The following is a 23,152-nucleotide window of genomic DNA, read 5'->3' as shown; positions in this document are numbered from 1 at the left end:
GCTGAGCGCCGATTCCGTTGAAAAAGTCGGCGTTGCTGCGGGGGGGGGGGGCCTGATTCAGTTATTCTCGTTGAGGGAGGACAGCCGATGATGGCGAGCGGACAGGGGCGCAGGAGGCACTGTTCTGCGAGTTCAGCCTGGAGCGTCATGTCCCTGCCGGCCACCTCGTGCAGGCCATCGACAGGTTCGTCGACCTTTCCAGCATCCGTCTACGCCTCAAGCCTTTCTACAGCGAGATCGGGCGCCCCTCGATCGACCCGGAGCTGATGATCCGGATGCTGCTCATCGGCTATTGCTTCGGCATCCGCTCGGAGCGGCGGCTGTCGTTCCCCCTACGACTATCGCGATGCGCTGACAGGATCGGTCAAATTAGGCTATGAGCGCTTGATGAGCGATCATGATGTACCTCCCATCGACCTGATAGTCGCGCCGATCTGGCCGCAGTGGCAGCGGCTGAGCCGCCTGCTCTTCAGCGGTCAGACCGCCTTTAATAGCGAGCTAGCGCGCTGGGAGGCGACCGAGCTCGACGCCGAGCATGGCGTCCGATTGCGCGATCGTACTATGCAGTCCAAGTATCGGGTCACGCTCGACGAACATCTTGCGACGCTTCGCGATCGCAGCCAGTTTTTCGAAATTATCTTGATCAAGGCCTATTCCTTGATGGACGCCCACGGCCGGTACGTCCGATACATCCTCGACAGCAAGGACTTTGCACTGTTGTACCGAGCCCCGACCGACGGCGAGGTTCAGATCATCTTTGATATCCATCTGACCGGCGGCGTCGAGGCTTGGGGCGGCAAGTTGTTGGCGGAGCTTGGGCGGGACTGGCGGATCATCGACGGCAAGGCCGGGCTGATTCAGACATCGATTCTGCGCAACGCTTTCGCGCATGGCTATGTCAGAGCGACACAAGGCATGCTTGACACCGCCGTAGAACGCGGCGCGAGCCTGCCGTTCACAGCCGGCGACCCGATTGCGCTGACGTTCGAGCAATGCAGGCTTCACCTCTCGCGTATCAAGTCGTTCTGCCGGCGACTGGACGGCGGGCTGGTCAATCTCGCCAAGGCGAATTCCCGAGGCCAATGATGCAGCTCAGATCCACTCAATTGCTGCGCTTATCAATATGCTGAACAAATGGCAGGATTCGGGATCGCCAGTCCACTGCCAAAATGACTACTATGGGGCGCGAAGTCGAACGTCAGCTATCCGATGACGGTCCAATTTCTGCTCTTGGCGGGTTCTGTTGAAAAAGTCGGCGTTGCCGCGGGGGTGAAGTCCTGGGGAATGGCTGAGGTTGGTTTCGAGCCGCTGAGTACGCTCGAGATCGCCACCCACGCCGGCCGTTAGGCATGATGGAGCCGAAATTCGCAGCCCGTACCGAATCGGTTCATGGCTCATTCCAGCGCCTTGTCGCGAGCGAATGGTGGACGCATGGCACGCATACGGCTTGGTCAGCTCTTCGATTGTACGGAGCAAGGCGGTGTTCTTGTTGCGGAAGCCGCTGACGGTTCACTTCGACATATCGACGAAGTGCCGTCGGGACTCGCCTGCCAATGCCGATGCCCCGGCTGCGACCGGCGAATGGTTGCAAAGCAGGGGGATCTGCAAGCACACCACTTCGCGCATCACTTTGATCGCTACGGCGCTTCATGTACGTCCGCGGGCGAAACAGCCCTCCACAAGTTCGCGAAGCAGGTCCTCGACGAGCGACTGGAGATTGCGCTTCCCGAGCTACTCATTGCGCATCAAGACGATACCGAAGTTGTGGTGCGGGCAACGAGACTCGCATTTGACGAGGCCATTCTTGAAACCAAGGATGGATCGATTGTGCCGGACGTCGTTCTGGTGCTGCGGGATCGGCGTCTCATCGTTGAATTCAAAGTCACCCACCCCTGCGATGACGTGAAAATCGCGCGAATCCGGACCATGAATGTCGGGGCGATCGAGATCGACCTGTCCGCCTACCGGGATCGAGCATTGGATGAGCTAGCCGACGACATCCTCTACAACGCTCCCAGGATCTGGCTTCACAATCCGCACGAGCCCGCTGCCCGGGACCGCTTGTCGGAGAGGGCGCGCCAACGTGCCGAAGATCGGCAAAAGTCCATCGACGAGCACCGTCGAAATTATCGGCACCGCCTTCCGGCTCGCGAAGGGGGTAGTGGGGAATGCGAGGCTATCCTGCGACAGGACGGCTTGGATGCTCTGATCAACCTCCCCGTCGACGGAAGCGGATGTTTCACGGTCCCGCTCGCCGAGTGGCAAGGTGCAATTGTCCTCGACTTGCTGCAATCGAAATCCCAACCCTTCAGAACGCGAACGGCCGTCGCCGCCCTGGTCAGGCGGAGCTGGATCGACCCGCGCTTCCGCTCGGTCTCCGAGGACATTGCCAAAGCCCTAAAGGATGCGGGCTTGCCATTCGCCTCTCCCGCAAAATCCGTTGAGAGCTATCTTCGCCGACTGGAGAGGCTCGGGTTTGTCCACTCCGCGCCCTCAGAGATTTGGCAGGCGTCCAGTCTGTTGCGGCAGAGGATTCACGAGGCGGAGGCGTTGCGGGCGCGCCCTGGGAAACGCCTGGCCGAAATTCGGGGCATCGTGTCAGAGCAGCTTCTTGGCCTGCCTGACAAGGAAACGCGCGAATTTTCGTTCGAGGCATGGATCCTGGCCGAACTATCGGGCCGTGGACAGTCCGTCGTTGACGCAATCCACGGCAGCGATCCTGAATGGACGGCGCTTTGCCATCAACTGTCCAACATCCGCACCCGGATCCGCTTTTCGCCTCGTGCCGACTTGGAGCTTCTTGGCCTCCCATGTGAGGGGGAGCTTGCGCGCGCGCTGCAGAGGAAGCGCCTTGAGGCCGAAGACAGAGAACGGGAGAAACGGGAGAAGGAGAAAGCCGATACCGAAGCACGGGTGGTCCGGCTCAGGACGCTCGCGGCGGCGGACCTAGGTGAAGGTCATGAAATCTGGCTGAGCACCGGCGATGCCGCTCTGAACGGCCAGTCTCCCCTGGAGTCCGCGCGGAGCGAAACTGGGCTTCGCGACGTAATCCATGCTCTCGGACGAAAAGCGGACCAGCTCAGGATCGAAGAGCAAGCCCGCGAGCGCAAGCAAAAAGCCGTCCGAGAGCTTGAGGCCCTCGCTCGCAACCGCTACATCGACCCTGCGTGTGCTGACCTATGGATGCGGTGTTCACGCCCAGAGCTCGGCGGGCGGTCGCCCGCCGATTTCACCATCGACGATGCCACTCGCGACAAGTGCGCCGGCTATCTTCCTGCGAAAAAATCCCGCCGCTGAAATGCACACCCGATTGCGGGGAACAGGATGTTTCCCCGTCTCAAACTTCAACAGCGATTTCGGGTTCGACCGAAGTCGTGATAGATGTGTATAACTCCGCTTTCATTTTCAGAGGATTGACGCCATGGGCGGCTCTCGGGCTTTATCGGAGAGGGCGCACGCATTATATGGGCCGCCGCCGGCACCTTTAGGTCAAAGCTCAACGGCTGTCGAAATCGTTATATGGCGTGGTGCGAACCAGGAATCGGCGGATCGGGGAGAAGAAAGTGGCACGAACCATCTCTTCAACAAGTATCATCCAAATCGGAAACGTCGTGTCGACTACGCCGGTTTCATCGATCCCTATTGCGCAGGTTGTGGATAAGATAGAAACGCTGAACACACAGCTCGCCGCTTTCTGGTCGAAAAGCGACGGCTGGGCTCCAACGGACGCGGCCGGACTTCTCGGGAAGTCCCGTCTGGATTGGCAAGTATCTCTGTCCTCAACTCTGCGGATCTGGGTGAAGAGCTCCACGCTCACTCCCGCGGAGCTGATCCTCGCATGGGCGAACTTGGGGAGTCTGCTTGAGGGTTCAGTGAAATTGCTGCTTTCAGTCTACTACGAGAACTACAAAATTGACATTAACAATCTAAAATCAGCGAATGCATACGACCATAAAAAGGGGGTGGCGCATAGTCCAGATGGCCTGACGCTCGAGCCATTACGCAAGTACTGTGCGGCTAGACAGATTTTGGAGACCGACCACCTCACCCTTATGGAACTGGTCCAGCAGCGGCGGAACGCCATCCATGCGTTCAAGGACCGGCCGATAGGGGACGCGGCCGAGTTCAAGAACTCGGTCCGAAGATATCTCGCTCTGCTAAGGGAAATCGTCCGCCGTCTCCCCTATCCGGACGGCGATTATGTGCCTCGAGAATGAAGCCGATACATTCACGGTCCAAAGGGCTTCAAGAACGATGGGCATTTACCCCTTTGCGTCCCCACACGCTGTTCAACCCGGCGCGGGACCGGCGGCAGCTCATATGGCCCCACGCAGAAATCAACGCGAATGTGGTCGATACAGAGATTTGGGCTCCAATCGAGGCCAGCCAACCCCGCACTTAGCTTGGAGCACCTCACCTCGTTAGCCACACAATACCGTCGGCGCAACAGGTCTGTGTTATGAGATTGCGGTCGATGTTCTAGCCAGAGAGAGGTGCTCGTCCATCGAGATGATGCGGAGCCTCATTGTCGCTCTTGTGAGCGCAACGTACCAGTCTTTGCCGGTCATGGTGTTGGTCGCCACAACAATCGCGCGATCGAACTCCAGGCCTTTGACGAGAAGCGTGCTGCCGATGCTCCGCTCGCCCAGGTGTCGGCCGGAGTGACGGATCCGATTCTGGACCTCCCAGATAGACGTGCTGAGAGTGGGAAGCCCGTTGACCGCCTTGATCTGTAACGCCGATCTCATGGCGAAAAACATTTCACGCCGATAGAGGTAGACGCCGGGCCGGTCGCGCATGGCCTGGAGAAGTGCAAGCATCGCTAGGTCGCCGCCATCTTCGATAACTGCATCCGCCAGGGGGAGAAGGTTGCCGAATTTGGCTTGACCCAAGCGGCGGCCTTGTTGCCGCGCATCGATCGCCTTCTCGAGTGCGGCCTTGTCGGCGCCCGTCATACACTTCGACGCGAAATCCAACAGCGCCTTGAGACGGCCCAAACCCTTCGCCTTGTCGATTGCCCTCGCTGCGGAATGCAGGGTCTTACAGCCGATAGCCTCGATATTTGCGAAGCCTTGCTTGGCAAGTTTCTGTGCCAAGGCCGATCGTCGATTCTCGCTGGTGCTGTCGCCGATGACGACCAGATTGCCCAGGTCGTTTTCGCTCATGGCCTCGAGACATTGACCGACGATAGTGGCCTGGTGGCGGGAAGCATCGACTGGAAGCTCAGTCCATGCGACGCATCGGGGTCGGGACGTCAGGTCGATCGGCTTGTTTTGCTCAAGGGCGACGCGAACATCGCCGAGCCAGTCCGCCAATTCCCCGTTTCTAGCATTCTTCCAACGCCACGGCGTTGAGAGCTCGGCCGACCGGACGAACGTCGGGAAGACGTCGCTGTCCCAGTCGACGGGGTGCTGGTCTCTGAAATCGAATATCGCCTGTAGCGGATCGCCGAAGACGCAGGTGGGAAGGAGATTGGCGAGGCGGCTGATCACCTGGTGCTGTTGGAGGGTGCAATCCTGGTACTCGTCGACAAAGCATCCGCCATAGGAGACGAGCAGCACGCCGTCGACAGCACCGCTGTCGAGGAGCCTTGCGCCGGCGAGATAGATGGCGTCCCAGTCGGCTGGCGTAGTCGGAACGGTCGCGACGATGCCGGAGCGCCGCGGAAAAGCCGCTGCGAACCGCAGGCACCACCCTGCGATCGTGTCGATACGGTACTTGTCGGCAGAAATGCGGAGCTTCTTCAGACGGCGGGTCAGCGCATCGACACCCGCATGTGTATGGGTCAGGATCAGCCGTCTTTGCGTCGAGATGCCAACGGCGCGTGCGATCTGCTCTGTCTTGCCGCAGCCCGCAGCAGCCACGATACTGCCCCGACGAACGGACGCGGCAAGTCGTGCGATTTTCTCGTCATTGGCCATCGACCCATCTCCGCATGGCGTCGAAACCGGTTGCAGTAGCCTTCTCTGAGATGGTGTGGAGACAAGGGCCGATGATCTCGGCCAGCCGTTCGCCGCGCGTGATGTCCTTGAACCAGCTTTTGTCCTTCGCGACCTTACCAAGCACGCGCCGGACACCTTCCGTGTCCCGATCCTCACCTAATTTCGCAGCAGTGGCCGTGGGGAGGCTGGCCTTGGCAAGGGCATTATCCATTACGGCCATGACGCTATCTTGGCCGAGAAACTCGACGGCGAGCATGATCATGGATCGAACCGCGGACCACGGGAGATCGAGAAACAGCCGCTCCTCAGTGGAGTAACCGCCTGGCCATTGATGGACGACCGCGCCTTTCGCGGTCGCCCGTTTCAGGGCTACCTCGTTCGGAGGCTCGTCGGAATCGAGGAGCAGCCAGACCTCATATCCGAGATCGCGAAGATGCTCGGCGATCAGCGGCGCCTTGTCCTTACCGCCGCCATCGATGGCGACGACGCCTTGAAGCGCGAAGGAATCCCTTCCCGACGCCTGCCACCAGTCATCGAGGCCTCGCGCCAACCCTTGCTCGGTTCTGCCTTCGCCGACAATCACCTTGCGGGACAGAAATGCCTCCGGCGTTCCGCGCAAATGACGCTGGGCGGTCTCGGGATCCTTCGCAGTTGCCGAGACGGATGCGACGGTCGTGATGCCGGCCTTGGAGCGGACGGCGAAGATATCCGCGGCCATCAGCTCCCGGACCACAACCGGTGAGTGGGTGGTAGCAAAAATCTGTGGCAGGGCAGCGCCTGCGCCAGCCTTTGGAACCTTCAGATATTTGATGAGGCGAGCGATACGATGCGGCTCCAGGCCGTGCTCAATCTCATCGATGATGGCGACGTGTGGCGGTCCGGCGTCATGCTGGAGTGCTGAGACAAGAAGGCGGGCAGAGCCTGTTCCAAGTCTGCGCAGCGGGAGGTCGCCGCCGTGAAGGGAGATGCCGCCTGAGGTGATGCTGACGCCTTGGACGTCGAGTTCAGCCGTAAACTTGCCGCGGATGGGTACGGCTAAGATTTTGCTCAGCTCTTCGGCCCGGTCGACGGCCTTCTTGAATACGCCTTGGTCGCCAGCTTTAAATGCGCTGCGGGCGGCGCGGCCGGCCTCCGCGAGTTGAAGGCTGTAACCTTCGCCGGCTTCTCCAATCCGCGTGAGCACCGAGGCTCGGCCCCAGCCGAGATGTCGTTCGGCAAACGGCCCAAGGCGATTAGTAGCCATCTGCTTGGCGTCCTTGAACCGAACAGTCGGCGGATCAGCTTCCGAGGCCTCGATGCGATTATTGTGGATGGACCATCGCGCCTCGAGCGACCGATCGATAACGACTGAGATAGACAAAGCCTCTTCCAGCCCTGCTCCCGGCTCGTCTACGACCTTGCCCTCCGACTGGTTCCAGCCGCGAAGATGCAGGCCGTATCGGTCCTCGGCCTTAAAGTGGGATGGAAGACCCGCCAGCGTGACAGTGATCCGGATTGGCTCCTCGACCTTGAGATCAAAGAAATCACAATCGTCTGCGAGAATGTAGGAACGCGGGTTGAGGCAAAGCTCAATCGCATCGAGGATCGTCGTTTTAGTGGAATCTCCAGGGCCGATTAGGCAATTCATGCCTGGCGATGGGGACCAAATGAGGCATTTAATGCCACGGAAATTCTTTATCTCTAGAAGGACGATGCGCATGGAACAGCCCCAAAGCCCGTGTCCAGGGTGTCACTATTAGATCCGATTTAGATGCTTGGCTGCGGTAAGCCGCCTCGATGGCGGCTTACCGAGATAGGGGTACCGGCGACGGTGAATCCACTATCGGCGCGCTCCGGCTTTGCCGGGTGGGCGGGCAAAGGACACATGCTGAATGGCACTGATGGAGCTGTCCGGAAACATCTCGGCATAAAGTCGGGCTCCCACCTCAAGATCATTATCAAACCAGAGACAGATGGTATTTTTGGCGGTGGCCATTGGCTGCTTCCGTTTCAGACCTCATTCGTTTCAGCCGGATCATCGGCGAAGTCAAACGTAGCGTCACCCGCCTCCGCTTCGATCGCAAGCTCGAAGGACAAGACGCCCCCGCCAGCAGCCCCACTTCCTCCAACGCCATCATGTCCGGCAGGTCGCGGAGGGTGTCAAAGCCGAAATGGGCGAGGAACGCCCTCGTCGTGACATAGGAATAGGATGCGGCTGGCTGCGGGCTGCAGGTCCCGGCGGCGATGAAGTCCCGCGCCCGCAACTCGGCGATAATGTCGCGGCGACCAGCCATACGAGCATCTCGCCAGCTTGGTCCTCGCCGGAGGCTTACGTCAGGACGGACTTGAGTTCTTTTCTAGAGGAATTTCAGAGGGGCACATCAATCAGGTCGTCACTCGGTGCGGCCACAAGCTCCTTAGCGGCCAAGCGAAGCCAAGACGTCCGCGAGAATTTCGCGCTCGAACGGATGGAGATTCTTAGCCTGCAGGTCCACTTTCGCGACCAACCCAAGCCCTGCGTTGAGCGTGCGAATCTCGCCAGCGCCCTTGCCTAACCGACGAGCCAGTTCCGGTGGCACGCCGTACTCGTCCAAGGCAAAGAGCCCGGACTCCATGAATAGGCTCTCCGCACTTGTGGCGAAGAAGCTATAGTCGCCAACCTTAGCGACCCCTTCACGATCATAGATTTCGGCTTGGATGTGACTGACGGCCATCAGCTGACGGGGAAACGTAAAACTCACGTATCGCCGCATGAAGCGTAGACCGCGCTCGACTGCGTCGCTAATAGACTCCTCGAAGCGCTTCCGGACAACCCAGTGATCTAGCACCTCCCGAAACGACTTCGCCATCCGAAGCCGATCAAGTTCTGCCTTCAAGCCCACGCCGCTCATGACCCCGTATCCCCCCAACGAGCGGCCACGGTCAATCTGATCGTAGATGATGTTACAGACGGCCAAGAGCTGATGCGGCTCCGGAGAACCTTTCCAGGCGAGCGAATCTTGTAGCAATACTAGGTCTCGCGAAATGACCCGGTGGACGGCGTATTGGTCTTCGACCGGGATGTGGCGGTTGAGCCGTATTGTCGCCAGAGAGATAGGGCTTTCGAAGCGGACGTCTTCGATGCGCTGTTTCGAGACGATCATTAGATCTTCCTCTGGCAGGTCCAAAATCAACGGGAACGGGGTCTTCTCGTCCTGATGCTGTATCCCAACTTCGACACTGTAGGATGGGTCGTCCGCCGGCGGCGCTTCTAGCACGAAGACCTTTCCGATGAAGTATTTGGTCATTCGCCCGGCACGGCCCGCGATATTCTTGAACGTGAAGCTATCTAGGTTGGGCCCGCCGATGCGCTTGTCGTAGACGATGACGTTCTCGGCGACGGTATTTACACCCTCGATAATCGTCGAGGTGCAAACAATTGTCTTGATGTGCCCCTGCTCGAAAGCGCGCACCACATATTGCTGCAAGGCCCTCGGGATGTTGCCGTGATGGACGCCGATGCCGCAGCGAAGAGCCCGGATGAAAATCCATTGCTCCGGATATTCGCGCACTAACCAGTCGACGACGTCCGCGGTGGCGAAGTTTTCGGGAAACAGCTTGCTGTCGATGAGGGCCTCGGCGACGAGCGCGGCTTTCGCAGGTGATTGGCAATAGACAAGCGTTGGCGTCTCGAGTCGCGGAAGGATCTCAATGAGTTTCTCGCATCGCACTTCGTCATCGCGCGGGAGGCCGTAAACGACGATATCCAAGGCCACGGTCGAGAAACGCGATGGAATGAACGTGTACTCGTATGACTCGCCTAGTCCCGTAACGGCATCGATGTTTGGGCCAATGAGATAGAACTGTGCTCCGGACCTTGCGAGCTTGTTGAAACAAAGGTTCAGGTCGATCGTCCGATCCGTACTGTCGCGTCGAAGGTCGAGCTTGTAGAACTCATCGATAACGAAGAACGTTACCTCGCCCAAATCCTGACGCGCCAACGCACGTTCCTGGGTAAGGACGAAGATCGTCGGACGCGTTACGTCCGATGCCTGGGTTGGGTGGGTAACAACATCGTAGGTCGCGCCGAAACGCTTGGACAAGCGACGTCGCGTCTCGTCGATCAGGGCGATCGTCGGGACGACGATTACCATGTGGTGGTGCTTGCCAGAGGCAATCACCGCGTCGACGACCAAGCTCTTGCCGACGCTTGTCGACGCGCTCAGGACGACGTTACGTCCAGCCAACAGGTCGCGATATATCTGGAGTTGCAGAGTGTGAAAGAGCAGGCCAGGCTCGTCGATGGGTGGGCGGTGCGCCTCGATAAGCATGCGATCTTGTAGGTCGAAGCCGCGAAGTTCCCGGTCAAGGTAAGGAATGAGGCCTACCGACTTGACCATCGACTGGAGGATGATCTTGTGGTCCTCTGGAAACAGGTCCTGGACCGACAGGGCCCGAATGACCATCTCGCGCCCAATGCTATGGCTTGGATGATTATTCACAAGGGTCGAAATCGCCTGAAGCAGGCCGAACGGATCCGACGCGACCGCTTCCGGGGCCGCGAGTGCGGCGCGGAGCGCTTGTATGGATTGGCTATTTTCCATTGAGGTGGCTTTCGAAGCTGTTCGCCAGCGAGACCGCACATTCCACTGGGACGAGGAATACATGGACCTGGACGTCGCGCAGCTTGTTGGGCAGTTGCCGTTTGATCCGCTCGTAGGAGACGGTAACTTCAGCGATGAGCTCGGTCACGTAACCCGGCTGCCCGCCAGCGCTGATCACCCCGCTGTCGTAGGCGATCAGTATTGGTACTCGAAGTACCCGCAAAAAATCGTCGAGCTTGGCGTTTTTGGAGAACGAACGCTCAATGTTTGTCGCCTTAAGGTGGTTTGGGTCTCTGAGCTGGACGATGACTTCTCGCTCGCGCTTCAGGACATCGCGCTCGAACGTCTCCTCGATCTGGCTGATGACTTCCGACACGATGCCTTCGTGGCTCGTCGTGGCGGCGAGGCGGGCTTGACCGAGCCAAATCTCGTCAGTATCGGCTGCGTGCACGATATGCGCGCTGTTGGAGTGCACGACGCCGGCGCTCTTGGTGAATAGCTTACATGAAATCGGCTCGCTCCTGCGGTAGTGCCGAAGGATGGCATTTAGCATTAGCTCAGCAAGGAGCCGGCCAATGGCAAAGCTTCCGCTCGCCTTGAAAGCATCGAGAGCGCGCTTTGTAAGGGCGCGCGCTTCGTTATGACTGAAGGATGCCAGTACCTTCGGCGGCAAGGTAATGTCTGGAAGCCAGTCCACAAGGTAGGCGGCGAGCTCGTCCCGGCGCCAAGCCCCTCCATCGAACTCCGCGTCGAACGCCTGGCACGAGCGTTTGAGGTGGGCCTCATCGACATCGACGATCTTGACGAAGAACTCGTCAGGCGTGGCGTTGTAGACCTTTAGCGAGCGCTGACCCGCGGTGCCCATCTTCGAAAGCCACGACCTCCACCACGTCCAGGCATCGCGGCGCGGAATTGACTTGGCCTGAGGCTCGGTCACGCGGGATGCTTTGCTTGCGGCGGTGACGCGCTTGAGAAGATCATCGTAGGCTTCCTCGGCAAGCTGCGACGATGGCCGTTCGCCAGAGTCCTCGGCGAGCCTGAGCAGCTTAAGGACGTTCTTTGCCTCGAGCGCCTTCTCATTTCCTTCGACGTCCCAGAGCATGCTTGCCGCCCAGTCGGCAGTCGTTCGTCCCTGGGGCGATTTGTAGGTCTTATGCTTGGCCCCGAAGCTCCCGACGAGCTTGGCGAAGCGGGGATCAGGGTTGGGGCGACTTGGCCGGCGGGCCTTGAAGAGCACAAGCTCGCCGCGAACGTCGCGAGTGCTAACAAAACGAAACAAGGGATTGCCGGGAAAGGCGTCGCAAGCCAAGGACTTCTCCATGAGGGAACTCCCGAACTTCGATTTGTCGCGCGCCGTCAGTTCCTGGATGCCCCACTTCGAATTGCCATCCGTTGTCTTGACCTGGACGTATTCGATCTCCTGCCGACCGCCCCGTTCCCAGCGCAGGGTAACGTCGTCGGCTGTTTCGCACTCGACCTGCAAAAGCTCTGGATCGGCAATCATGTCCAAGACGAAGCCAGCGGCCACATGAGCCTGGAAGTCGTAGCCAATTCGCCCCGCGACGCCGCCGGCGTCGTTGGCGAGGGCAGGATCGACTAGGCTCGAGAGAGTCGTCATACCCGCGAGCCTTTACTGGATGAGGTCGCCGCTGCGCGGCCCGTGTCGAGCGAATATCTTTGCATGATGACAATGTTCAAGATAGCATTGCAATCATCTTACTAAGCATCGTTCCAAGGCACGGTTCTGCTGCCTGACCCAAGCTAGAAACGATTCCCGACAACGCTCCAAGCGCACGGTCCTTCGACGTTCGCACTGCTGTCCCGATGGCGGAAAAGCATTGAAGCGCTACCATAGATAGGCATACGGGGGGGGCAGCTTCTCAAAGAACCACAGTCGGCCCCTCTTAATCCCGAGAAGTCGTTCGACGGCCTCGCGGTAGAGGTCAGCAGGATCAACGCCATTCCAGAACCATGGCTGAGCAGTTAACGATAGCCAGTAATCCGAGCGGCGAATACTGTAATCCTCGGTTTGGCGGCCATTCTCTTTGCACCAAGCCCATCGCGCGATGCTCTCGGCAGTCTTTGCCGCTCCAGGAGTGCCTGACTTGATGGAAGCCCCGCCGCCGAGCAGCAAGATCGGCTCCTTGCTCTCCATGAGGAACGAACGCAGTCGACCGGTCGTTGCCGCGCGAACAACGAGCTGACCAGTTTGAGCCTTGAGATTGTCCTGTGCCTGCCCCGCCACCGAGATCTCGACCGATGTATCTTAAGAGTCGCCCTCAGTCTAGCAGACTCGACCAGAACATAATAGGAAACCAATCGTAAGGGTTGCGGACGATCTCGGCATCGCGTTGGTGGCAGGTACGATCCGGCGCGTTCGCCTCAGTTAGCCGTAAGGCGGCTCGAGTAAAGCGTTCGGCATCTTGTCCGCCCGCCCCCAAAACCGAGCGCAGGCGCCGGCGTAACGCGTGACGTCGTCCGGTTGGACCAGGAGCCGCTCGCTCTGCTCTTCATTCGACGGCAGGATATCGACGTAGCGGGAAGTCTCGTAGGTCCAACGTTCCGGTGCGTGCTGAACCAAATCGCGCACGGAGGGACCGTCACCGTGCCGGTAAACATTGGCCACCAGAAACATCTCGATCAAGTTCCGACCGAGCCCGCCGGCCTCCAGCTCGACGCCGCCCGCCTCAGCGCAAAGAGGAAGGTATTCGCGAAATTGTTCAAACCCGGGCCTTTTGCCATCCATCGCTACACCGAGCCCGCGGCCCCAGATTCGCAAATGCCGTTCGAAGAGGCTGGCCAAGATGAGGGTAAAGGCCTTCGCTGCTTCATTGGCCGTGTGATTGTCGACCTGGGCGGCGCACCGGTCGAGGAACACATCCAAATCATCGATCACGCCCGATTGAAGTTCAGCGTGGATCGGCATGGCCGTTAGCATCGGCCGGATCACCCGTTCGAATAGGCGGTCGATGTTTGCCTGGAAGCTCCTAGGAAGACAGTTTGGCAATTCCATACCCTGCTCTTACACGCCTTATCTACCGAATAATGGACTTACCAACCGTAGCAGAAAATCGTTGTGAGATGGCCAGAAAGCGAACCGACTGAGATTTCGCTAAAAGGATGTTTTGACCCATTCGGCGGTGACGCTCGGTAGTGTGCTCACAAGCAGACATTTCAAGAGTCTGCTTAGGGTCAACTCCGGTAGCAGCCGGCAAGTGCGGAGGAGGAGCGCCACGCCGATTTCAGGCGATCGCGCGCCACGCTGCGATGCCCGCGTTCTCTTGTTGAATCTCCCCCAATTCCCCCTTCTTTAATCATCCCCGTCCGGGAAGCCCCTGCGTCGCTCCCGGCCAGGGCGGGGATGATATGGCGGGTTCAGATCACAGTTTAGAAGGCCTGATGCGCGGCGTGCGCATGCTGCGTACTGCGCTCGGCCCGGTGATCTCCCGCCTTCTCGATGACCCAGCCGTCGTCGAGGTCATGCTCAACCCGGACGGATGCCTCTGGGTCGACCGCCTGTCCAACGGGCTCGGCGCCACCGGTGAGCGACTGGCCCCCGGTGACGGCGAGCGCATCATCCGCCTCGTCGCGCACCATATCGGCGCCGAGGTCCATGCCGGTGCCCCGCGGCTCTCCGCCGAGCTTCCTGGGACCGGTGAGCGCTTCGAAGGCCTGCTCCCGCCTGTCGTCGCAGCTCCGGCCTTCGCCATCCGCAAGCCCGCCGTTGCGGTCTTCACGCTCGACGATTATGTGGCCGCCGGCATCATGTCTGCGCCGCAGGCAGAGGCTCTCCGTCACGGTGTTGTCTCCCGTGCTAACATCCTTGTGGCCGGCGGCACCTCCACCGGCAAGACCACCCTCACCAATGCCCTCCTCGCCGAGGTGGCCAGGACCTCCGAGCGGGTCATCCTGATCGAGGACACGCGCGAGCTCCAGTGCGCCGCGGCCAATCTGGTGGCCATGCGCACCAAGGACGGCGTCGCTTCGCTCTCCGACCTCGTGCGCTCGTCGCTCCGTCTGAGACCCGACCGCATCCCCATCGGCGAGGTGCGCGGCGCGGAGGCCCTGGACCTCCTGAAGGCGTGGGGGACGGGTCACCCCGGCGGCATCGGCACCATCCACGCCGGTAGTGCCATAGGCACCCTGCGACGGCTGGAGCAGCTCATCCAGGAAGCCGTGGTCACCGTGCCGCGCGCTTTGATCGCCGAGACCATCGACCTCATCGCCGTGCTGTCCGGCCGAGGCGCGGCGCGCCGGCTCACGGAGCTCGCCCGCGTCGAAGGGCTCGGCCCCGACGGCGACTACCGGGTCTCTCCCGCTATCCCTCCTGCAGAAGAAGGAGCCTCCCCGTGACCTCGATGCTCGTTGTCCGCCATCGCCGCTTGCTGCGAACCGCCGCTGCAGCTCTCGCCTTCGCCTGCGCGGTGTCGGCTGCCCACGCCTCCGGCTCTTCCATGCCCTGGGAGACGCCCTTGCAGTCGATCCTGGACTCCATCCAGGGGCCGGTCGCCAAGATCATCGCGGTGATCATCATCATCTCGACCGGCCTCGCGCTGGCTTTCGGCGACACCTCGGGCGGGTTCCGGCGGCTGATCCAGATCGTGTTCGGCCTCTCCATCGCCTTCGCCGCTTCCAGCTTCTTCCTGTCCTTCTTCTCCTTCAGCGGCGGAGCGCTCGTCTGATGGCGGGCGATGTCGGCGAGGTGCCGGGCTTCTCCGTCCCGGTCCATCGGGCGCTCAGCGAGCCGATCCTGCTCGGCGGCGCGCCGCGGGCGATCGCGATCTTCAACGGCACCCTCGCCGGCGCCATCGGGCTGGGGCTGAGGCTCTGGCTCGTCGGCCTCGCCCTTTGGGCCGTCGGCCATCTCGCCGCCGTCTGGGCCGCCAAGCGCGATCCGCTCTTCGTCGACGTGGTGCGCCGGCATCTGCGCATCCCCTCCCATCTGTCGGTCTGAGTGGGGCGCACCATGATGAACCTCGCCGAGTATCGTCGACACGGGAGCCGGCTCGCGGACTATTTGCCGTGGGCGGCCCTCGTTGGCCCGGGCATCGTCATCAACAAGGACGGCAGCTTCCAGCGCACGGCGCGCTTCCGCGGGCCGGACCTCGATTCCGCGGTGCCTGCTGAGCTGGGGGCGGTGGCAGGTCGCCTCAACAGTGCCTTCCGTCGTCTCGGCTCCGGCTGGGCACTGTTCGTGGAAGCCCAGCGGCACGAGGCGGGCGCCTATCCCGAGAGCCTCTTCCCCGATCCCGCCTCCGCGCTGGTGGAGGCCGAGCGCAAGGCGGGCTTCGCCGAGGCCGGCAGCCATTTCGAATCCAGCTATTTCCTCACCTTCTGTTGGCTGCCCCCGGCGGAGGATGCCGCACGGGCGGAGAGCTGGCTCTATGAGGGGCGTGGGCGCGAGAGTGTCGATCCACGCGAAGCGCTGAGTGCCTTCGTGGATCGGACAGACCGGGTGCTCCGGCTGGTCGAAGCCTTCATGCCGGAGTGCCGTTGGCTCGATGACGCCGAGACCCTGACCTATCTGCACGGCTGTGTCTCGACACGGCGCCAGCGGGTCCGTATCCCCGAGACGCCTATGTATGTCGACGCGCTCCTCGCCGACCAGCCGCTCACCGGCGGGCTGGAGCCTATGTTGGGCGCGGAGCACTTGCGTGTCCTCACCATCGTCGGCTTCCCGACGGCGACGACACCTGGGATCCTCGACGACCTCAACCGGCTCGCCTTCCCCTATCGCTGGTCGACCCGGGCCATCCTCCTCGACAAGACCGACGCCACCCGGCTGCTCACGAAAATCCGCCGCCAGTGGTTCGCCAAGCGCAAGTCCATCGCCGCCATCCTGAAGGAGGTGATGACCAACGAAGCTTCGGTGCTGGTGGATTCCGATGCCGCCAACAAGGCGGAGGACGCCGATCTCGCCCTCCAGGAGCTCGGCGCCGACCATGCCGGCATCGCATATGTCACCGCCACGGTAACCGTCTGGGATGGTGATCCCCGTATCGCCGACGAGAAGCTCCGGCTGGTGGAGAAGGTGATCCAGGGCCGGGACTTCACGGCCATGGTCGAGACCATCAACGCCGTGGACGCCTGGCTCGGCGGCCTGCCGGGGCATGTCTATGCCAATGTCCGCCAGCCGCCCGTCTCCACCCTCAACCTCGCGCACATGATCCCCCTGTCGGCGGTGTGGGCCGGCGACGAGCAGGACGCGCATTTTGCGGCGCCGCCTTTGTTCTACGGCAAGACCGAAGGCTCCACCCCGTTCCGCTTCTCGCTCCATGTGGGGGATGTGGGCCACACCCTGGTGGTGGGGCCGACCGGCGCCGGCAAGTCGGTCCTGCTGGCGCTCATGGCCCTGCAGTTCCGGCGCTATGCCGGCTCGCAGGTCTTCGCCTTCGATTTTGGCGGCAGCATCCGAGCGGCGGCCCTCGCCATGGGTGGCGACTGGCACGATCTGGGCGGAAGTCTCGCTGAGGAGAGCATCGCGCTCCAGCCGCTGGCCCGCGTCGATGAGCTTTCCGAGCGCACGTGGGCGGCCGACTGGATCGTGTCGATCCTCGCCCGCGAAGGCGCCTCCATCACCCCGGAGGTGAAGGAGCATATCTGGTCGGCGCTTTCGTCGCTCGCTTCAGCGCCCGTTGAAGAGCGCACACTGACCGGCCTTGCCGTGCTGCTCCAGTCCAATGCGCTGAAGCAGGCGCTGCGGCCCTATTGCATCGGCGGCGCCCATGGCCGCCTGCTCGATGCCGAGGCGGAGCATCTGGGGCAGGCGTCCGTCCAGGCCTTCGAGACCGAGGGGCTGATCGGCACCAGCGCCGCGCCGGCTGTCCTCTCCTATCTCTTCCACCGCATTGAGGACCGCCTCGACGGGTCTCCCACCCTCCTCATCATCGACGAGGGCTGGCTGGCGCTCGATGATCCGGGCTTCGCCGGCCAGCTCAGGGAATGGCTGAAGACCCTGCGCAAGAAGAACGCCAGCGTGGTGTTCGCCACCCAGTCTCTGTCCGACATCGATGGCTCGGCCATTGCCCCCGCCATCATCGAGAGCTGCCAGACGCGGCTACTGCTCCCGAACGAGCGGGCTGTCGAGCCCCAGATCACGGCCATCTACCGACGCTTCGGCCTCAACGACCGGCAGATTGAAATCCTCGCTCGGGCGACGCCGAAGCGGGACTATTACTGCCAGTCCCGGCGCGGCAACCGCCTGTTCGAGCTCGGGCTCTCGCAGGTGGCGCTCGCTTTGTGCGCCGCCGCGTCCAAGACCGACCAGGCCGCGCTCTCGCAGATCCTCGCCGAGCACGGGCGCGACGGCTTCCTCGCCGCCTGGCTACGCCATCGCGGCCTCGGCTGGGCCGCCGACCTCATCCCTAAACTCGACAATCTGGAGACACGCTCATGATCCGCCGCTCTTTGCGTGTGGCGCTCCTCGCCGCGCCGTTCCTCGTCTGTCCGCTGGCGCCTGCCGCCGCGCAGTACGTGGTCTACGACCCCTCGAACTATGCGCAGAACCTCCTTCAGGCAGCACGCGCCCTGCAGCAGGTCACCAACCAGATCACCTCGCTGCAGAACGAAGCGCAGATGCTGATCAACCAGGCCCGCAATCTCGCGAGCCTGCCATATTCCTCTCTCAGCGCGCTCCAGCAGTCGACCCAGCGGACCCAGCAACTGCTCGGGCAGGCCCAGAAGATCGCCTATGACGTCACCGCCATCGATCGGGCGTTCCAAGGCCAGTACGGCTCGGTCTCGCTGAGCAGTTCGGATGCCGCCCTGGTCGCCCAGGCCAGGAGCCGCTGGGAGACCACAGTCGCCGGCCTCCAGGATGCGCTGCGGGTGCAGGCGGGCGTCGTCGGCAATCTCGACACCGGCCGCTCGCAGGCCTCGACGCTCGTCGGGCAGAGCCAGGCGGCGACCGGTGCGCTCCAGGCCATGCAGGCGGGCAACCAGCTCCAGGCGCTCCAGGCGCAGCAGCTCTCCGACCTCACCGCGGTGGTGGCCGCCAATGGCCGGGCGCAGGCGCTGTCCGAAGCCGAGCGGGCGACCGCAGTGTCGGAGGGGCAGGAGCGCTACCGGCGCTTCTCCACCCCGTCGAGCTACCAGCCCTCCGCCGTCACCATGTTCCGCGGGAACTGAGGGGCTGCCATGGATCAGGGCACCGTACTCAGAACCCTTGTTGTCGCCGGCCTGGTCGGCGCGGTGATCGCCGCGCTGGCGATGGCCTCCGGCCAGCAGGTGAAACTGGTCATCTCACCAAGCGCGCCGGCAGGAAGCGTCTCCTCGGCCGATCTCAAGAGCTGCGCTGGACTGGAGTCCGCCGATCCCGTCGATCCGCGCTGCGCCGCCCTCTGGGAAGCGAACCGTCGCCGCTTCTTCGGCAAGCCCGTGGACGGAGCGACGCCATGAACGACGTGGGCGTCATCGACACCTTCCTCAACACCTTCACCAGCTACATCGATTCCGGCTTCGGCCTGATCAAGGGCGAGGTGACGGGCCTCTCCTCCATCCTGATCGCACTCGACATCACCCTTGCCGGCCTGTTCTGGGCCTGGGGCGCGGACGAGGACGTGATGCGCCGGCTGGTGAGGAAGACCCTCGCCATCGGCTTCTTCGCCTGGATCATCGGCAACTTCAACGCGCTTGCGAAGATCGTGTTCGAGAGCTTCGCCGGGCTCGGCCTCAAGGCCGGCGGGTCAACCATCAGCACGGCGGAGTTCCTCCGTCCCGGGCGCCTCGCGGAAGTGGGGCTCACCGCGGGCCAGCCGCTGCTCGATGCGGCGAGCCAGCTCACTGGACCCGTGGCGCTCTTCGTCAATGCCGTGCAGATCGCCGTGCTGTTGATCTCCTGGCTCCTGATCCTGATCGCCTTCTTCATCCTGGCGGTGCAGCTCTTCGTCTCCCTCATAGAGTTCAAGCTGACGACGCTCGCCGGCTTCGTCCTTATCCCCTTCGCCTTCTTCGGCAAGACCGCCTTCCTCGCCGAGAAGGTGCTCGGTAACATCGTCGCCTCCGGTGTGAAGGTGATGGTCCTCGCCGTCATCGTCGGGATTGGCTCCGGGCTGTTCTCTGAGTTCACCACCTCCTATGGCGATGCCCAGCCGACCATCAGCCAGGCCCTGTCCGCCGTGCTGGCGGCTCTGGCGCTGCTTGGTCTCAGCATCTTCGGACCGGGGATCGCCACCGGCCTGATCACCGGTGCGCCACAACTGGGCGCGGGTGCTGCCGTGGGTACCGGCCTCGCCGCAGGAGGCGTAGCGTTCGCGGGAGCGGGTGCTGCTGGCCTCGCGGTGCGGGGGGCCGGTGCTGCGCTCTCTGGAACGGCAGCGGCCGCACGAGCTGGCGCGAGCCTCGCCGGAGGCGCTGCATCCGCCTACAGCGCGGGAGCCGCCGGCCAATCCGGGCTGTCCGGCGTCGCGGGTGGGCTTGGTGGTGTCGCGCGCGCCGGAGCCACTGCCGCAGCGTCTCCATTGCGCGGTTCAGCCGCCGCGCCGCCGGTCTCCGGAGCCGCAGCCACCTTATCAAGCACGCCGGCTTCTTCCGGTGATGTTCCCGAGTGGGCCCAGCGCATGCGGCGCTCCCAGCAGATGGCCCACGGCATCCAGACCGCCACACACGAGGTGCGGTCCGGCGACAGCCATGGCGGCGGCTCCACCATCTCCCTCTCCGAAAGCGATCGCCCATGACGCCCTTCAAGCGACCCTCGGTCCATTACGGCCGATCTCCCGAACCCGAGACGCCGTATCAGCGCGCGGCCCAGGTCTGGGACGATCGCATGGGCTCAGCCCGCGTCCAGGCGAAGAACTGGCGTCTTATGGCCTTTGGCTGCCTGGCGCTTGCGGCCGGCCTCTCCGGGGCTCTGGCGTGGCAGGCGCTGAGCGGCTCGGTGGTCCCATGGGTCGTCCAGGTGGACAAGCTGGGGCAGGCGCAGGCGGTGGCGCCCGCCACCTCGGACTATCTCCCCTCCGATCCCCAGATCGCCTTCCACCTCGCCCGCTTCATCGAGGAGGTGCGCAGCATCTCCGCCGATCCCGTCATCGTGCGTCAGAACTGGCTTAGGGCCTATGCCTATACGACGCAGGCCGGCGCCATCGCGCTCAATGACTATGCCCGAGCCAATGATCCCTTCGCTCGGGTCGGCAAGCAACAGGTGGCGGTGGAGGTCTCCAGCGTCATCCGCGCCTCGCCGGACTCCTTCCGCATCGCCTGGACCGAGCGCCGCTACCAGGACGGCAGTCTCGCCGACACCGCCCGCTGGAGCGCCATCCTCACCGTCGTGGTGCAGGCGCCGCGGGACGCCGAGCGCCTCCGGGCCAATCCCCTCGGGATCTACGTCAACGCCATCAACTGGTCGAAGGAGCTCGCACAATGACGACGGCCATCCGCACATCCGGGAGGCCGGCGCGCCGTGTCCTCTCCTTTCCGGCTTTCCGTAAGTCCGGCTTGCCGCTTCTCCTCATTTGCACTTCCGCGCTCGCTGGCTGCGCCACCTTCGAGAAGCCGCCCGAGATCGAGTATGACGATGCCCCGCCCGCCGTCTTCAAGGCGGAGCCGCCGGGACCGGTGCGCATCGTCGAGCTGCCGAAGCCTCTGCCTTTGCCCGGCCAGCTGAAGCCGGTGGGCAGGGAGGGCAAGGTGGAGCCCGAAGCGACTGACCCTGCTGCTCGGGTCAACCAGGCCAATGCCGCAGCCCGGGTCCAGCCCGTCCGCAACGGCTTCATCAACTCCATGCAGGTCTATCCCTTCGTGGAAGGTGCGCTCTATCAGGTCTATGCCGCGCCGGGGCAGGTCACCGACATTGCCCTGCAGCCCGGCGAGCAACTGGTGGGCACGGGGCCGGTTGCCGCCGGCGACACGGTGCGCTGGATCATCGGTGATACCGAGAGTGGGGTGGGCGGAGCGAAGCAGGTCCACATCCTGGTGAAGCCCACGCGACCGGACCTCGCCACCAATCTCGTCATCAACACCAATCTGCGCACCTATCACATGGAGCTGCGGTCCACCGAGAAGACCTACATGGCCTCGGTCTCCTGGCAGTATCCGCATGACCAGCTGATCGCCCTCCGACGCCAGAACGCCGAGGCGCTGGCGGTGCAGCCCGTCGCCACCGGCATCGACCTCGCCCGCGTGAACTTCCGCTACGAGGTGACCGGTGACCGGGCACCCTGGCGACCCCTGCGGGCCTTCGATGACGGTCAGCAGGTATTCATCGAGTTTCCCCGCGGCATCGCCCAGGGTGAGATGCCGCCGCTGTTCGTCGTCGGCCCCCAGGGCGACACCTCCGAGCTCGTGAACTATCGCGTGCGCGGCACCTACATGATCGTGGACAGGCTGTTTGCCGCGGCTGAGTTGCGCTTCGGCGCCGACAAGGACCAGAAGCGCGTCCGCATCTCCCGTACCGATGGGAGGCCGGTTCTATGAGCGGCAATGAATCCGAGAAGGAGAAAGGGCTGGGATCAGCTGGCGATGACGGCGCCCGGCCGCTGACGGGGGAGGCTGTGGCGGTTATGCGGCTGCGGCCGGAGCCGCCCCGGGTGACCCGCCTGTCCCGCAAGGTGCTGGCCGGGCTGGGGCTGGTCGCGGGCCTTGGGATCGGCGGAGCGCTGATCTACGCTCTTCAGGCGCGCAAGGACCGTGGGCCGGGACAGGAACTCTACGCGACCGACGTCAAGTCGACGCCGGACGGGCTCGCCAGTCTGCCGAAGGATTACACCGGCATCCCCAAGCTGGGGCCGCCTCTGCCCGGCGACCTCGGTCGGCCGATCCTCAATGCCCAGACGGCGGCCCAGCCGCCGATCCCAACGATGGGAGGCATGCCCAATCCTGCCCTCAGCCCCGAGGAGCAGCGCCAGCAGCAGGAGAACGAGGCGGCACGGACCGGACGGCTGTTCGCCCAGACCAACATGCGGCCGGCGAGCCCTGTCATGGCGCAACCGGCAAGCGCAGCGTCGGTTACAACGGCGGCACCTCTCCCGGATCTGACTTCCATTGGTCTTGCGCCGCACGCGGTCACACCAACCGCCCAGGAGCGGCAGACGGCGTTCCTCAACCAGGCAATCGACCGGCGCACCGTGTCCCCCGACCGCGTGGTAGCTCCGGCCTCGGTTAACATCCTGCAGGCGGGGGCCGTGATCCCAGCGGCGCTGATCACAGGCATCCGATCCGACCTGCCGGGTCAGGTCACCGCCCAGGTGACCGAGAATGTCCATGACAGCCCGACCGGCCGGATCCTCCTGATCCCCCAGGGCACCCGCATCATCGGCCAGTACGACAACGGCGTCGGCTTCGGGCAGCGCCGGGTGCTCCTGGTCTGGAACAGGCTGATCTTCCCCGATGGCCGCTCCATCGTACTGGAGCGCCAGCCTGGAGCCGATGCGGAAGGCTACGCCGGGCTGGAGGATGGCGTCGACTATCACTGGGGCGAGCTGTTCAAGGCCGCCGTGCTCTCCACCATCCTGAGCGTCGGGGCGAGCGCAGGCACGTCCGGCAGTGACAGTGACCTCGCCAGCGCCTTGCGCGAGGGCGCCTCCGACAGCATCAGCCAGACGGGCCGCCAGATCGTCCAGCGCCAGCTCAACATCGCGCCGACGCTCACCATCCGGCCGGGATACCCGGTGCGGGTCATCGTCACGCGCGATCTCGTTCTCGAACCCTAGAGGC

General features: G+C 62.9%; 21 protein-coding genes and 1 pseudogene. 14 read left to right on the top strand and 8 right to left on the bottom strand.

Annotated elements, in window-relative coordinates:
* Positions 1–119: 119 nt before the first annotated feature.
* The 4 genes and pseudogenes from D7006_RS17655 to D7006_RS17640 all read left to right on the top strand — a co-directional run.
* Positions 120–344: pseudogene (locus tag D7006_RS17655) on the top strand (transposase); the annotation flags it as partial.
* 43 nt (positions 345–387) lie between these two features.
* A complete protein-coding gene (locus D7006_RS17650; RefSeq protein ID WP_237353974.1) occupies positions 388–1,086 on the top strand; it encodes a hypothetical protein in 699 nt (232 codons plus the stop codon).
* A gap of 303 nt (positions 1,087–1,389) precedes the next feature.
* Positions 1,390–3,297, top strand: a complete 1,908-nt coding sequence (locus D7006_RS17645; RefSeq protein ID WP_237353973.1) for an antitoxin Xre/MbcA/ParS toxin-binding domain-containing protein — start codon at positions 1,390–1,392, stop codon at positions 3,295–3,297.
* 266 nt (positions 3,298–3,563) lie between these two features.
* Positions 3,564–4,217, top strand: a complete 654-nt coding sequence (locus D7006_RS17640) for a hypothetical protein (RefSeq protein WP_237353972.1) — start codon at positions 3,564–3,566, stop codon at positions 4,215–4,217.
* 240 nt (positions 4,218–4,457) lie between these two features.
* Here the strand turns inward: D7006_RS17640 and D7006_RS17635 are convergent, their stop codons facing one another.
* The 8 genes from D7006_RS17635 to D7006_RS17600 all read right to left on the bottom strand — a co-directional run bounded on the left by D7006_RS17635 (position 4,458) and on the right by D7006_RS17600 (position 13,517).
* Complete coding sequence (locus D7006_RS17635) at positions 4,458–5,921, bottom strand: UvrD-helicase domain-containing protein (protein WP_237353971.1); 1,464 nt, start codon at positions 5,919–5,921, stop codon at positions 4,458–4,460.
* Positions 5,911–7,641, bottom strand: coding sequence for an ATP-dependent endonuclease (locus D7006_RS17630; RefSeq protein WP_237353970.1), 1,731 nt, complete (start codon positions 7,639–7,641; stop codon positions 5,911–5,913). The genes D7006_RS17635 and D7006_RS17630 overlap by 11 nt, the downstream gene beginning before the upstream one ends.
* A gap of 120 nt (positions 7,642–7,761) precedes the next feature.
* Positions 7,762–7,917 carry a VOC family protein gene (locus tag D7006_RS17625; protein WP_371744961.1) on the bottom strand — a complete coding sequence of 52 codons (156 nt, stop codon included), beginning with the start codon at positions 7,915–7,917 and terminating at the stop codon, positions 7,762–7,764.
* On the bottom strand, positions 7,880–8,215 hold the full coding sequence (locus tag D7006_RS25440) for a hypothetical protein (RefSeq protein WP_371744960.1): 336 nt from the start codon (positions 8,213–8,215) through the stop codon (positions 7,880–7,882). Before D7006_RS25440 ends, D7006_RS17625 begins: the two co-directional genes overlap by 38 nt.
* Before the next feature lie 123 nt (positions 8,216–8,338).
* A complete protein-coding gene (locus tag D7006_RS17615; protein ID WP_237353969.1) occupies positions 8,339–10,504 on the bottom strand; it encodes a DEAD/DEAH box helicase in 2,166 nt (721 codons plus the stop codon).
* Positions 10,494–12,122, bottom strand: a complete 1,629-nt coding sequence (locus tag D7006_RS17610) for a Hachiman antiphage defense system protein HamA (protein WP_237353968.1) — start codon at positions 12,120–12,122, stop codon at positions 10,494–10,496. The genes D7006_RS17615 and D7006_RS17610 overlap by 11 nt, the downstream gene beginning before the upstream one ends.
* A 228-nt stretch (positions 12,123–12,350) precedes the next feature.
* The gene (locus D7006_RS17605) at positions 12,351–12,749 is read right to left on the bottom strand and encodes a hypothetical protein (RefSeq protein WP_237353967.1); all 399 of its coding nucleotides are present in this window, start codon (positions 12,747–12,749) and stop codon (positions 12,351–12,353) included.
* 141 nt (positions 12,750–12,890) lie between these two features.
* Positions 12,891–13,517, bottom strand: coding sequence for a hypothetical protein (locus D7006_RS17600; RefSeq protein ID WP_237353966.1), 627 nt, complete (start codon positions 13,515–13,517; stop codon positions 12,891–12,893).
* 353 nt (positions 13,518–13,870) lie between these two features.
* Here D7006_RS17600 and trbB point away from each other — a divergent pair, with 353 nt between their 5' ends.
* The 10 genes from trbB to D7006_RS17550 are packed head-to-tail and all read left to right on the top strand — an operon-like array spanning position 13,871 to position 23,148.
* Positions 13,871–14,857, top strand: coding sequence for a P-type conjugative transfer ATPase TrbB (gene trbB / locus D7006_RS17595; protein ID WP_237353965.1), 987 nt, complete (start codon positions 13,871–13,873; stop codon positions 14,855–14,857).
* A 5-nt stretch (positions 14,858–14,862) separates the two neighbouring features.
* The gene (locus tag D7006_RS17590) at positions 14,863–15,186 is read left to right on the top strand and encodes a TrbC/VirB2 family protein (protein ID WP_237356859.1); all 324 of its coding nucleotides are present in this window, start codon (positions 14,863–14,865) and stop codon (positions 15,184–15,186) included.
* A complete protein-coding gene (locus tag D7006_RS17585; RefSeq protein WP_237353964.1) occupies positions 15,186–15,458 on the top strand; it encodes a VirB3 family type IV secretion system protein in 273 nt (90 codons plus the stop codon). The genes D7006_RS17590 and D7006_RS17585 overlap by 1 nt, the downstream gene beginning before the upstream one ends.
* A 12-nt stretch (positions 15,459–15,470) precedes the next feature.
* Entirely contained in the window at positions 15,471–17,900 is a 2,430-nt protein-coding gene (gene trbE / locus D7006_RS17580; RefSeq protein ID WP_237353963.1) for a conjugal transfer protein TrbE, read from the top strand.
* Positions 17,897–18,631, top strand: coding sequence for a P-type conjugative transfer protein TrbJ (gene trbJ, locus D7006_RS17575; RefSeq protein ID WP_237353962.1), 735 nt, complete (start codon positions 17,897–17,899; stop codon positions 18,629–18,631). The genes trbE and trbJ overlap by 4 nt, the downstream gene beginning before the upstream one ends.
* A 9-nt stretch (positions 18,632–18,640) precedes the next feature.
* Complete coding sequence (gene trbK-alt / locus D7006_RS17570; RefSeq protein WP_237353961.1) at positions 18,641–18,901, top strand: putative entry exclusion protein TrbK-alt; 261 nt, start codon at positions 18,641–18,643, stop codon at positions 18,899–18,901.
* Positions 18,898–20,178, top strand: coding sequence for a P-type conjugative transfer protein TrbL (gene trbL, locus D7006_RS17565; RefSeq protein WP_237353960.1), 1,281 nt, complete (start codon positions 18,898–18,900; stop codon positions 20,176–20,178). Before trbK-alt ends, trbL begins: the two co-directional genes overlap by 4 nt.
* Positions 20,175–20,864: a conjugal transfer protein TrbF gene (gene trbF, locus D7006_RS17560; RefSeq protein ID WP_237353959.1), complete on the top strand. Its 690-nt coding sequence runs from the start codon at positions 20,175–20,177 to the stop codon at positions 20,862–20,864. Before trbL ends, trbF begins: the two co-directional genes overlap by 4 nt.
* The gene (gene trbG / locus D7006_RS17555) at positions 20,861–21,913 is read left to right on the top strand and encodes a P-type conjugative transfer protein TrbG (protein ID WP_237353958.1); all 1,053 of its coding nucleotides are present in this window, start codon (positions 20,861–20,863) and stop codon (positions 21,911–21,913) included. The genes trbF and trbG overlap by 4 nt, the downstream gene beginning before the upstream one ends.
* Positions 21,910–23,148 carry a TrbI/VirB10 family protein gene (locus D7006_RS17550; protein WP_237353957.1) on the top strand — a complete coding sequence of 413 codons (1,239 nt, stop codon included), beginning with the start codon at positions 21,910–21,912 and terminating at the stop codon, positions 23,146–23,148. Before trbG ends, D7006_RS17550 begins: the two co-directional genes overlap by 4 nt.
* Positions 23,149–23,152: the final 4 nt, after the last annotated feature.

Origin of the sequence: Xanthobacter sp. YC-JY1 (assembly GCF_021730305.1) — a bacterium.
GTDB lineage: Bacteria > Pseudomonadota > Alphaproteobacteria > Rhizobiales > Xanthobacteraceae > Xanthobacter > Xanthobacter flavus.
This window is presented reverse-complemented; position numbering and strand designations above follow the sequence as displayed.

What these genes read in the sequence shown, in the direction of transcription:
- D7006_RS17600 (WP_237353966.1), bottom strand. Translation starts at nt 13,517, where the DNA reads ATGGAATTGCCAAACTGTCTTCCTAGGAGCTTCCAGGCAAACATCGAC.
- D7006_RS17610 (WP_237353968.1), bottom strand. Translation starts at nt 12,122, where the DNA reads ATGACGACTCTCTCGAGCCTAGTCGATCCTGCCCTCGCCAACGACGCC.
- trbE (WP_237353963.1), top strand. Translation starts at nt 15,471, where the DNA reads ATGATGAACCTCGCCGAGTATCGTCGACACGGGAGCCGGCTCGCGGAC.
- D7006_RS17645 (WP_237353973.1), top strand. Translation starts at nt 1,390, where the DNA reads ATGGCTCATTCCAGCGCCTTGTCGCGAGCGAATGGTGGACGCATGGCA.
- D7006_RS17590 (WP_237356859.1), top strand. Translation starts at nt 14,863, where the DNA reads ATGCTCGTTGTCCGCCATCGCCGCTTGCTGCGAACCGCCGCTGCAGCT.
- trbG (WP_237353958.1), top strand. Translation starts at nt 20,861, where the DNA reads ATGACGACGGCCATCCGCACATCCGGGAGGCCGGCGCGCCGTGTCCTC.
- D7006_RS17615 (WP_237353969.1), bottom strand. Translation starts at nt 10,504, where the DNA reads ATGGAAAATAGCCAATCCATACAAGCGCTCCGCGCCGCACTCGCGGCC.
- D7006_RS17550 (WP_237353957.1), top strand. Translation starts at nt 21,910, where the DNA reads ATGAGCGGCAATGAATCCGAGAAGGAGAAAGGGCTGGGATCAGCTGGC.
- trbF (WP_237353959.1), top strand. Translation starts at nt 20,175, where the DNA reads ATGACGCCCTTCAAGCGACCCTCGGTCCATTACGGCCGATCTCCCGAA.
- D7006_RS17625 (WP_371744961.1), bottom strand. Translation starts at nt 7,917, where the DNA reads ATGGCCACCGCCAAAAATACCATCTGTCTCTGGTTTGATAATGATCTT.
- D7006_RS17630 (WP_237353970.1), bottom strand. Translation starts at nt 7,641, where the DNA reads ATGCGCATCGTCCTTCTAGAGATAAAGAATTTCCGTGGCATTAAATGC.
- trbK-alt (WP_237353961.1), top strand. Translation starts at nt 18,641, where the DNA reads ATGGATCAGGGCACCGTACTCAGAACCCTTGTTGTCGCCGGCCTGGTC.
- trbL (WP_237353960.1), top strand. Translation starts at nt 18,898, where the DNA reads ATGAACGACGTGGGCGTCATCGACACCTTCCTCAACACCTTCACCAGC.
- D7006_RS25440 (WP_371744960.1), bottom strand. Translation starts at nt 8,215, where the DNA reads ATGGCTGGTCGCCGCGACATTATCGCCGAGTTGCGGGCGCGGGACTTC.
- trbB (WP_237353965.1), top strand. Translation starts at nt 13,871, where the DNA reads ATGGCGGGTTCAGATCACAGTTTAGAAGGCCTGATGCGCGGCGTGCGC.
- trbJ (WP_237353962.1), top strand. Translation starts at nt 17,897, where the DNA reads ATGATCCGCCGCTCTTTGCGTGTGGCGCTCCTCGCCGCGCCGTTCCTC.
- D7006_RS17650 (WP_237353974.1), top strand. Translation starts at nt 388, where the DNA reads ATGAGCGATCATGATGTACCTCCCATCGACCTGATAGTCGCGCCGATC.
- D7006_RS17585 (WP_237353964.1), top strand. Translation starts at nt 15,186, where the DNA reads ATGGCGGGCGATGTCGGCGAGGTGCCGGGCTTCTCCGTCCCGGTCCAT.
- D7006_RS17635 (WP_237353971.1), bottom strand. Translation starts at nt 5,921, where the DNA reads ATGGCCAATGACGAGAAAATCGCACGACTTGCCGCGTCCGTTCGTCGG.